Source organism: Candidatus Methanoperedens sp. BLZ2 (assembly GCF_002487355.1).
Taxonomy (GTDB): domain Archaea; phylum Halobacteriota; class Methanosarcinia; order Methanosarcinales; family Methanoperedenaceae; genus Methanoperedens.
In genome coordinates, this window is record NZ_NTMG01000028.1 from 1 (window position 1) to 8,878 (window position 8,878).

Here is an 8,878-nt window from a genome sequence, read left to right on the forward strand (position 1 = left end):
GTGCAGTTTGATGAGGAGGTGGAGGTTGGAAAGCCTCTGCTTTACTCTACTATCAGCGTTCATCTGCGGTTTCAAAATCCGAAAATACTTCTTCATTACAGAAGCATCGGCGCCTATAATTTAATCTTTATAATGTTATTATTATTGGTGCTTTAAACTGCCCCCCGAAATCTATTATTCCCGCCCGGCCAAGCATTTCAGGGCAAACCTTTGGCGCATCGCATTTGATAAAGGGCGGTAGTTGTTTTGCGCATCCTCATCTGGGAAAAAGAACAGCGCGAGAAATCACCGCGACTGTCCGAGCACCGGGGGGACTGTCGCTCAGCCTCCCGCAGTAAGTACGCGCCCGCAGGTGGATTCGGGCCGAATAAATTGGGAGGCGTGCTTGGTGCGGCGCTCATCCCTCTTCATATTAAATGATTACGTTCAAAATTCCGTTAAGTTATTAGGGATTTCTAAGGATCTTCGTGAGCGCATCTGCGATTGGGCAGAGCGCCTTGGCTGATATAGAATGAAGCCGAAAATGAAACGGTAGGCTTGGCACATATATTATAATTGAGCGTCAGTATTGGGAGACAAGTTTTTTGCAGAAAAGGGTAAAATTCTAAGTAAAAAAAGAGATTACATTATCATAGTTATTATAGATATAATTAAATATGTTTAATTATAATATTCAATTCGTAGTATTAAAAATTATATGTAATTATAATAATGTATATATGAAATGGATCGTTTAATCATGGAGTAAAGTGATATGGGAATTGAAGAAAATAAGGCACAAAGTTTAGAGATACTTACGATCACTTTTTGGACGGGTGCTATTGTTTCTACTGGATTTCTCGCAACCAAATTAAACTTGAGATTTTGGCATATCATTCTTTATATCGTGATGGTTTATGTTTTTGTTTTTTTCTGGCTAAAAGGTGTTTGGAAGGCTAACGAAAAGGATAAAATATGGGCTTCTGTTTATAAAAGCCGCATTGATGCCGAAATTAATATCATACCAATTGGGTCCATTGAAGAATATGAGGAGCCTGAATCGTGTGGCTTTTATAAGGACTGGAGCATGGGTTTCAAGCGATATTTACATTGGCACTATTGCTTTTGTGTTGGTATACATTATATATACTTCCTGTTGTGCAACCTTGCACTAATTATTTCGGGTTGTTTTTTAGATCATAAAGTGAGAAGTGTTGCACATTGGAATACCTACCATCCCAATTTGACCCCCATAAGAAAACCATAAATACCTGCATACAAATTGTAAAAGCAGTAAAGGTGGACAAATTCATGGACAAACTATATGAACAATCTGAAACGGGCTGCTGCCCGAGATTCGATCCCGGGCCATGGGAGGATAAGGAGATCAAATTCCAGGATAAGCTATTTCTCAAGGATCATGTGAGGAGTTTTCTGCATATACCCTTGAACTTCGATAGAATAATGGTGAAAAACATGGAAAAGATAGAGGCTGCAGGTGCCCTTACACCTGAACCACTCATGCTTTCTGATGAAAAATCCATGTGGGGTTCTGATGTCTATATTGCCGTTAGCAAGGAAGTGCCGGGGGCACAGATGGAAAAGATATCAGGGACTTTCCTTTCGAAAGTTTTTGAAGGGCCGTATCAGAACATGGGAAAGTGGGCAAAAGAAATGCAGGGGTTTGTGAAATCAAAAGGTAAAGAACTCAAAAAGATGTATTTTTTCTATACAACCTGTCCGAAATGCGCGAAATATTATGGGAAGAATTATACGGTCATCCTGGCTCATGTTTGAAGGCTTATTTCACCATGACCTTTATCTTTTTTGTAGTCTCAACGACCCTGTCAAAGAATATCTTCTCAGTATCAAGGGGCCCGGGATTCGCTTCGGGATGATACTGGACTGACATAATATCAAGATCCCTGTGCTTTATACCTTCAACGGTCCTGTCATTGGTATTGTACTGGGTGACAGTGATCTCTTTTGTATCAATGCTTGATTCATCAACCGCATACCCGTGATTCTGCGATGTAATATGCACGATACCCCGTTCCAGGTCCTTTACAGGCTGGTTCGCGCCGCGGTGGCCGAATTTCATTTTATAAGTCCGGGCGCCAAGGGCAAGGGAAATAATCTGGTGGCCAAGGCATATCCCGAATATGGGAAGCTGTCCAGCAAGCTCTTTTACCACGGATATCCCGTTTACCGCCTGCTGCGGATCACCCGGGCCATTTGAGAGAAGTATTGCATCAGGCTCATAATCCATTATATCTTTTACAGGTGTTGTTGCAGGAACCACTGTGACATTGACCCCCCTGTTGTTCAGGCTCTTGATGATATTTCTTTTTATACCGAAATCCATTACTACAATATTATCCCCGTCTTTTTGCCCTTTCATTTGATACGGTTGTTTGCATGTGACTTTTCCAATCAGGTCAAGGCTGCCAATATCTTCCTGTTCTCTTGCAAGTCTTACAGCCTCTTTGCTATCATCACTGCCTACTATTATTGCGGCCTTCATGGTTCCGCGTTCCCTTGTTTTGATCGTGAGCATCCGTGTGTCAATGCCCATTATCCCGGATTTTCCCTCATCCCTTAAATATTCATATATGGATCGTTTGGACTTGTGATGCGATGGATGATCGCATGCTTCCCGAACCACAAGTCCCTCAGCCTGCATGTGATCTGATTGGAAAGTCTCACCGCTTATACCATAGTTCCCTATGAGCGGATAGGTGAACATCAATATCTGGCCTTTATAAGATGGATCAGTCAGAGCTTCCTCATATCCGGTGTACTGGGTAGTAAAAACAAGCTCGCCCTGGACGATGCCCTCCACACCAAGACCTTCACCAATAACGAATGTTCCATCTTCAAGCCCGAGAACTGCTTTCATAGGTGCTTAACTGTAAAAGCATCGTAAATAGATTACGCAATTATAGTTTGTATCCGATCAAAATAAGCAGATTTATTTATCAGGAATATGAGATTGAATGCGTGATCAGATTATGATAAGTGTAAATGAAACCGGACTCTGTGTGTTTAACGAAATGCTTGATTTTGCAAACGAAATGAATCTTGAGATACATGAACAGAAAAACGGTTCCACGGTCATTGATGCGGGCGTGAGCGTAGCCGGGGGTTATGAAGCGGGATTATACCTTTCAAGGATATGTCTTGCAGATCTCGCAGACCTGGAATATACTACTTTTGACCTGGGCGGGATCATGGTTCCGGCTATCAGGGTCAGCACCGACCATCCGATAGTCGCATGCATGGCTTCACAATATGCTGGATGGCGCATCAGCGTTGGAAAATATTTTGCCATGGGTTCTGGCCCTGCCCGTGCCCTTTCGCTTAACCCGAAGAAGCTCTATGCAGAAATAAACTACAAGGATTCTTATAGCGATGCAGTACTTGTACTTGAATCTGATAAGCTGCCGCCTGAGGAGGTCACGGAAAAAATCGCAAAAGACTGCAATGTTGACCCGTCCAATCTTCATATTGTGGTTGCACCTACTGCTTCTATCGCAGGGTCGGTACAGATATCAGCCCGTATCGTTGAGACCGGTATCCATAAAATGGAATCTATCGGTTTTGATATAAACACCATTAAAAGCGGTTATGGCATCGCCCCCATATCGCCAATCGTCGGGGACAGTACAAAATGCATGGGCTCAACGAATGACTGCATCATCTACTGCGGAAAGACGTACTATAACGTGAGGTACGATATGGAGAAAGTTAAAGAACTGATCGTAAAAGTGCCTTCCGGAACCTCATCTTCCTATGGCAAACCCTTCTTTACGACCTTCAAGGAAGCAGGATTTGATTTTTTCAAGGTGGATGCAGGTGTTTTTGCACCTTCCGAGATCACGATAAACGAGCTCAATAGCGCTAAAACCTTTACAAGCGGTAAGATCGATCAAGAGGTGCTCATGAAATCCTTCGGGATTTCAAGACTTTAACTAAGACTTTAATTACAACAATTTTTAACCATAACACCCCTTTTAGGGGTGTATGAACTATGACGTTGTAGTAGTTGGCGCCGGTCCTGCAGGCGCTATCGCTGCAAAATATGCCGCGCTAAACGGTGCAAAGACCCTCCTTATAGAGGAACATGCAAGCATCGGCTCACCGGTTCAGTGTACGGGTCTTATAAGTACAAAAGCGCTCAGGGAATGCGATATAGGGGAAGGTAACTTCGTTCTTTCAAAAATAAGGGGAGCATTCGTGTATGCACCCGGCGGGGAAGAAGCCTGCATCAGGGGAAAAGATATAAAAGCGTATGTCATAGACAGGAAAATTTTTGACAGGGCGCTTGTTGAGCTTGCTGTAGATAATGGTGTGGATATTCTCATGAAAACCCGTTTTATCGGGATGTATGATGGGAAAATATCTGTAATTTCAAACGGGGAGAATAAAGAAATTTCCGGGGAGATTATCATCGGGGCGGACGGCATACAGAGCAGTGTTGGAAGGGCTGCAGGGCTTCCCAGGTGTGAAAAGTTCCTTTCCGGGATCCAGTTCGAAGCCCCTTATATCCCTAAAGACCCGGAATATGTGGATATATTTATTGGAAATGAGATTGCTCCTGGATTTTTCGGATGGGCAGTTCCATTTTCTGGGATGGCGCGAATAGGTCTTGCCAGGAATCCGGGGCTACCTGCCCGATATTATCTTGAAAAACTCCTGAATCACCCCATCGTTGCTTCAAGATACAAAGGCTCACGCACTGAACACGTTGTCGGGGGCATTCCTCTTGGCCCGCCGCGAAAAACCGTATCCAAAAATGTGATGCTTACTGGTGATGCGGCAGGACAGGTAAAACCTACATCAGGAGGAGGAATTTATATGGGAGCAATTTGTGCAAAAATCGCGGGAGAGGTCGCTGCAAGAGCATCAAGAAAAGAATGCACACTTTCGGAATATGAAAAAAAATGGCGAAGCGCTATTGGCAGGGAACTTGAGATCGGAATGAGGATCCATAAAAGCATTGGAAAATTAAGTGATGAAAATCTTAATGAATTCATAACATTCCTTAACAAACCTGAAATAAGAGAACTCATAACTGAACATGGCGACATGGATCATCCTTCAGTCCTTCTGCAAAAACTCATGAAAACAGGAAATAAATGGCAGCTTATAAAATTCATGGGAGTTGCTTTCAAAACGCTATTTTGAAATGAAGCCTAATAAATATTACTTGATTTTAAATCCACGATTCCGATTTCCTAAAAAGGAACGAAAAGGGTTAAGTATATTTGTGCTTATTGAAGGGTAATCCTGCCTTAACTCAGTGGCTTAGAGTGCGCGGCTGTAGTATGGATAATGTGCAAAGCACATAATACCGCGCAGGCACCGCGAAGTCCCCGGTTCGAGTCCGGGAGGCGGGATATTTTTTTAGTTTTTTTAATCAAAATTTTGAAGCGATTATTTCGTTAATAATTGTAATTATAGTGATAGGTTGAGGTTGTTAATATTGTTTGTATAATATTCCTGTGATCCTCCTTGAGAGAATAGCGGCGATGTCTTCTTTTCGAATAGATATGCAGAATACCCAGCCTTGTATGCATCTGCCCAACCATAGAAGAGACACTCCTATAATTAACTTCAAATCCCTGTTTCTTAAGGTAATCATAAACTTCACACGTTGTATAATTCCTGGCCTGCAAAAACAGGCTTAGAAGACATTTCCGTATGCCTATCTTATCCTTTACTAGAAATTTCAATAACCTTTTTTTCACACTTTCTTCTCCATTATCTATCATAACTCCCCATCGATAATTACTAATTCGCTGGATAATTCCCTATTTGATACATGTGCATGTGTTTGGATATTGAAATATTGTCCATAATCTTCTTCATACTGGCAAGACCAAAAATCATAAAGCTCATCCCAATTAATTTTTGCTTTAATATCCTGTTCTTTTTTTGACATGATAATTAACCTTCCCATTTCCTATTTTCAGAAGGAAATAATAATATATATACCTATCCGATAATATATATATCCAGAAAGTTAAATAATGTCCATTTCATAAATAGCGCCACCAGTCTATTATAGTGATAGATAGATAAACAATTGCAAAACACTTAATAATATTCGCGATTGAAATTATAATCAAGAACCGCTTTGAGTCATAATTTTGTATTCCGGCAATTACAGGAGCAAGGTTGCAAACAAAAGGAATCCATGGAGAAACCAGGAGTAATAGTGCACCATATTTCAGAAAATACCTGTTGGTCTGTTCCTGTTTTTCCTCATTTTTATAAGATCGGATAAGTTTTGTAAGTCCATGTTTTCCAATCAAATAGCCTAAGAACGCTCCAAGTATTGAGCCTAATGTCAATATTATAAATATTATTCCAGAATCTCCTCCCGCACCAAGCAGTCCAAATACAACAGCCTCAGTAGGTATTGGTATGAGGGACGACAAAAAACTGACGATAAAAAGACCGAGCATGCCATAAAAAATAAATATATCCAATAATTCCATTCTTACTCATAACTTTATGATTCTAAAGGATATGAAATATTGGGTATTTTTGTTTTCATTCCTGGAGAGTTGCCACAGGAATATCGTGGTATCCGGATTTCAAAACTTCATAAATGATATTGGTCTCGATTTTTTCTATTTCATTCCATGTTCGTAATTCTTCAACCAGTTTATTGAGAATTATCTGATCCTGGGCAAAACATGATGCAACTATGGAATGAGTAGGACCCAACGAAAGCGCCACAAAAAAGAACTCTTTCTTAGAAGCAAGTTTTCCTGCTATTTTCCTGACATCAATTCCAGGAGCCAGAGTTATCCCCAGGATAAATACACTTGTATATCCGAGCTTATGAGGATTGATGTTGGCCTGGATTTTAATGTAACCTGTATCTTCGAGTTTATTCCTTCTTCGCTTAACCGTATCATGTGAAATCCCGATTTTCCGGGCTATTTCCACATCTTCCAGTCTTCCATCCTGCTGTAACAGTTCAATTATTTTCTTGTCAGTATCATCCATTTACGTTACCCCAAAAAAGCCGTGATAAGCTTGCATAATCTCTTGCTATTTCAAAATCAAACTCTTCATTTGATGACCACATTTTTGCCATATAACCTCTTTTTGCGAATTTTTCGCATATATTGTTAAATATATGGGTAGACTGTCGTATGGTTTGATATCCTATATTAATTTATCTAACTGGTTGGATCTACCAGGAAAGAAAATCAAACCGTGCAACTGCTGCAGGACATGCTGCACTAAAAAACTCAAAGGGAAAATCGTAGCGCCGCTTATCTTTGGATATCCAACGACAATGCCTCAGACCCCTGAAAAATGTGAGCCTTTAATATTCTGGACGCATTAAGTACCGTTTGTATGATGAAATTTCACACGATTCTTTCACCTTCGGACCGCCATTCCGAAATGTTGTTCGGACTAATCATGGTGCTTACAATCACAGGCACTGTCTGGCTTGGAACTAATTCAACAAAAGCGATTATAAGCGCCGGGATAGGAGCATGCATTGCATGGGGAATAGTGGATGGCATAATATATGTTTACAGCAGCCTTCTTGAGAGGGGGAGAATTGCACTGGCTGCGCAGGAGGCTTCCTCATGCTCGGGGGAAGGATGCGATCTCATTGCCATAAAAGAAGAACTTGAAGGTACTATCGTGGATACTCTGGGAGAGCGTGAAAAACATGAGGTTGCACAACACATTTTAATGCGTCTTAAGCCAGTTGAAAACCATACCCATGCTACAAAGGATGATATCCTGGGCGGCATTGCGGCTGGCATGCTTGTCTTCGTATCAGGAGTGCCTCCTCTTTTACCGTTTGTGTTTCTTGATGGCATTCAGGCAATGAGACTTTCCAGCGTTATCGGGCTTGTCATGCTCTATGCCATCGGCTACAGATGGGGGAGCTATGTGGGAAGAAGCAGGTTCTGGACGGGTATTATTATGATGAGTGTTGGTATAGCGATCACAGGCGTTGTCATTGTGCTTGGAGGATAAAATGGTGGTAATGGAACCCTGCGGATTAGATTTAAATTAAAGAAATTTTCAGAGAAGGGGAATTTACTCCATAGCCTTAATACTCTCCTCTTCTGATGTCTATCCATGGATATCATTTCTCTGCGCAAAAGGATAGACCGCCTTGTCCATACGCACTCTTCATCACTTATCCCTGAAATTGAGAAATCCGGTTTTTCTTGTGCCTGTTGTGGCTGGTGCTGCTGCAGGAATTTCGATTATGATGTCAGGATCAATGAGAATATTTTGCGCCCATCCAATGCGATTTCGATCTTTCCCGGTGATATCAGGCGCATAATCAAAATGACCGGGTGCAAATGGGATGAAGTGGCAGAACCGGATATGTATTCATGTGTCTTAGAGGAAGAGGATGTTCTGGTGATCGGGTGGATTCTTAAGCGCAGTAATGAGGAAAATTGCGTATTTTACAGGAACGGCGTATGCACTATATACAGCTGTCGCCCATTGATATGTAGATGTTATCCTTTTTTTATGGGAGAGAATGGGATCGAAATTATGTATTGTAACAGTTTAAAGGAAATAACAGTACATGAAAAAGTACATGAAAACTCTGTGAAAATTAGCAAGGCTCTAAAGCGTTACGAGATTAAGAAACTCCAGAGTTATATCCGAATAATAGAACAAATAGGGGATAAGTTAAAGTTAAATATTGACAGCATGAAGTCGCTGCCTGATGATTTTTCTGGTAATGTAATTGTTTTTGATGGTGAAAAGATTTCAAAATGTAAATTATGAATATTTTAATAATATATTAAATTAATATTTTAAAAATATGTTGAAATAAGTGAGTATAGCGACTTTCTACAGTTCCCGAGAGTTCGCACATCTTAGTACAATGTAAAAC

Annotated in this window: 11 protein-coding genes and 1 tRNA gene; 7 read left to right on the plus strand and 5 right to left on the minus strand. The window is 41.0% G+C overall.

Annotation, left to right across the window (positions count from 1 at the left end; genetic code table 11):
• The first annotated feature begins 754 nt into the window (after window positions 1–754).
• Window positions 755–1,246, plus strand: coding sequence for a hypothetical protein (locus CL181_RS04395; protein ID WP_097298030.1), 492 nt, complete (start codon window positions 755–757; stop codon window positions 1,244–1,246).
• Window positions 1,247–1,290: 44 nt separating this feature from the next.
• Window positions 1,291–1,776: a hydrolase gene (locus CL181_RS04400; protein WP_097298031.1), complete on the plus strand. Its 486-nt coding sequence runs from the start codon at window positions 1,291–1,293 to the stop codon at window positions 1,774–1,776.
• 4 nt (window positions 1,777–1,780) lie between these two features.
• On the opposite strand, the gene carA is transcribed toward CL181_RS04400, so the two are convergent.
• Window positions 1,781–2,878 (minus strand): glutamine-hydrolyzing carbamoyl-phosphate synthase small subunit, encoded by a 1,098-nt coding sequence (gene carA / locus CL181_RS04405; RefSeq protein WP_097298032.1) that lies wholly within the window; start codon window positions 2,876–2,878, stop codon window positions 1,781–1,783.
• A 112-nt stretch (window positions 2,879–2,990) separates the two neighbouring features.
• On the opposite strand from carA, the gene mch reads away from it, so the two are divergent.
• The 3 genes from mch (at window position 2,991) to CL181_RS04420 (ending at window position 5,378) form a co-directional block, all read left to right on the plus strand.
• Window positions 2,991–3,950, plus strand: a complete 960-nt coding sequence (gene mch, locus CL181_RS04410) for a methenyltetrahydromethanopterin cyclohydrolase (protein ID WP_097298040.1) — start codon at window positions 2,991–2,993, stop codon at window positions 3,948–3,950.
• Window positions 3,951–4,002: 52 nt separating this feature from the next.
• The gene (locus CL181_RS04415; protein ID WP_097298033.1) at window positions 4,003–5,166 is read left to right on the plus strand and encodes an NAD(P)/FAD-dependent oxidoreductase; all 1,164 of its coding nucleotides are present in this window, start codon (window positions 4,003–4,005) and stop codon (window positions 5,164–5,166) included.
• 101 nt (window positions 5,167–5,267) lie between these two features.
• Window positions 5,268–5,378, plus strand: a tRNA-Tyr gene (locus CL181_RS04420).
• Window positions 5,379–5,423: 45 nt separating this feature from the next.
• Here CL181_RS04420 and CL181_RS04425 read toward each other — a convergent pair.
• From CL181_RS04425 to CL181_RS04440, 4 genes are all read right to left on the minus strand, one after another.
• A complete protein-coding gene (locus tag CL181_RS04425; protein ID WP_097298034.1) occupies window positions 5,424–5,753 on the minus strand; it encodes a DUF2551 domain-containing protein in 330 nt (109 codons plus the stop codon).
• Window positions 5,750–5,923, minus strand: coding sequence for a hypothetical protein (locus tag CL181_RS20110; RefSeq protein WP_176505057.1), 174 nt, complete (start codon window positions 5,921–5,923; stop codon window positions 5,750–5,752). Before CL181_RS20110 ends, CL181_RS04425 begins: the two co-directional genes overlap by 4 nt.
• A gap of 97 nt (window positions 5,924–6,020) precedes the next feature.
• Window positions 6,021–6,482 carry a DedA family protein gene (locus CL181_RS04435; protein WP_097298036.1) on the minus strand — a complete coding sequence of 154 codons (462 nt, stop codon included), beginning with the start codon at window positions 6,480–6,482 and terminating at the stop codon, window positions 6,021–6,023.
• A gap of 55 nt (window positions 6,483–6,537) precedes the next feature.
• A complete protein-coding gene (locus tag CL181_RS04440; RefSeq protein ID WP_097298037.1) occupies window positions 6,538–6,999 on the minus strand; it encodes an Lrp/AsnC family transcriptional regulator in 462 nt (153 codons plus the stop codon).
• 357 nt (window positions 7,000–7,356) lie between these two features.
• Here CL181_RS04440 and CL181_RS04445 point away from each other — a divergent pair, with 357 nt between their 5' ends.
• Both CL181_RS04445 and CL181_RS04450 read left to right on the plus strand, forming a co-directional pair.
• Window positions 7,357–7,995, plus strand: coding sequence for a VIT1/CCC1 transporter family protein (locus CL181_RS04445; RefSeq protein WP_097298038.1), 639 nt, complete (start codon window positions 7,357–7,359; stop codon window positions 7,993–7,995).
• Between the two features lie 105 nt (window positions 7,996–8,100).
• The gene (locus tag CL181_RS04450) at window positions 8,101–8,769 is read left to right on the plus strand and encodes a YkgJ family cysteine cluster protein (protein ID WP_097298039.1); all 669 of its coding nucleotides are present in this window, start codon (window positions 8,101–8,103) and stop codon (window positions 8,767–8,769) included.
• Window positions 8,770–8,878: the final 109 nt, after the last annotated feature.

Bases quoted from the DNA above. Each gene is read 5' to 3' on its own strand.
- CL181_RS04395 (WP_097298030.1), top strand. From the start codon at position 755: ATGGGAATTGAAGAAAATAAGGCACAAAGTTTAGAGATACTTACGATC.
- CL181_RS04440 (WP_097298037.1), bottom strand. From the start codon at position 6,999: ATGGATGATACTGACAAGAAAATAATTGAACTGTTACAGCAGGATGGA.
- CL181_RS04415 (WP_097298033.1), top strand. From the start codon at position 4,003: ATGAACTATGACGTTGTAGTAGTTGGCGCCGGTCCTGCAGGCGCTATC.
- CL181_RS04450 (WP_097298039.1), top strand. From the start codon at position 8,101: ATGGATATCATTTCTCTGCGCAAAAGGATAGACCGCCTTGTCCATACG.
- CL181_RS04425 (WP_097298034.1), bottom strand. From the start codon at position 5,753: ATGATAGATAATGGAGAAGAAAGTGTGAAAAAAAGGTTATTGAAATTT.
- carA (WP_097298032.1), bottom strand. From the start codon at position 2,878: ATGAAAGCAGTTCTCGGGCTTGAAGATGGAACATTCGTTATTGGTGAA.
- mch (WP_097298040.1), top strand. From the start codon at position 2,991: ATGATAAGTGTAAATGAAACCGGACTCTGTGTGTTTAACGAAATGCTT.
- CL181_RS04445 (WP_097298038.1), top strand. From the start codon at position 7,357: ATGATGAAATTTCACACGATTCTTTCACCTTCGGACCGCCATTCCGAA.
- CL181_RS04400 (WP_097298031.1), top strand. From the start codon at position 1,291: ATGGACAAACTATATGAACAATCTGAAACGGGCTGCTGCCCGAGATTC.
- CL181_RS20110 (WP_176505057.1), bottom strand. From the start codon at position 5,923: ATGTCAAAAAAAGAACAGGATATTAAAGCAAAAATTAATTGGGATGAG.
- CL181_RS04435 (WP_097298036.1), bottom strand. From the start codon at position 6,482: ATGGAATTATTGGATATATTTATTTTTTATGGCATGCTCGGTCTTTTT.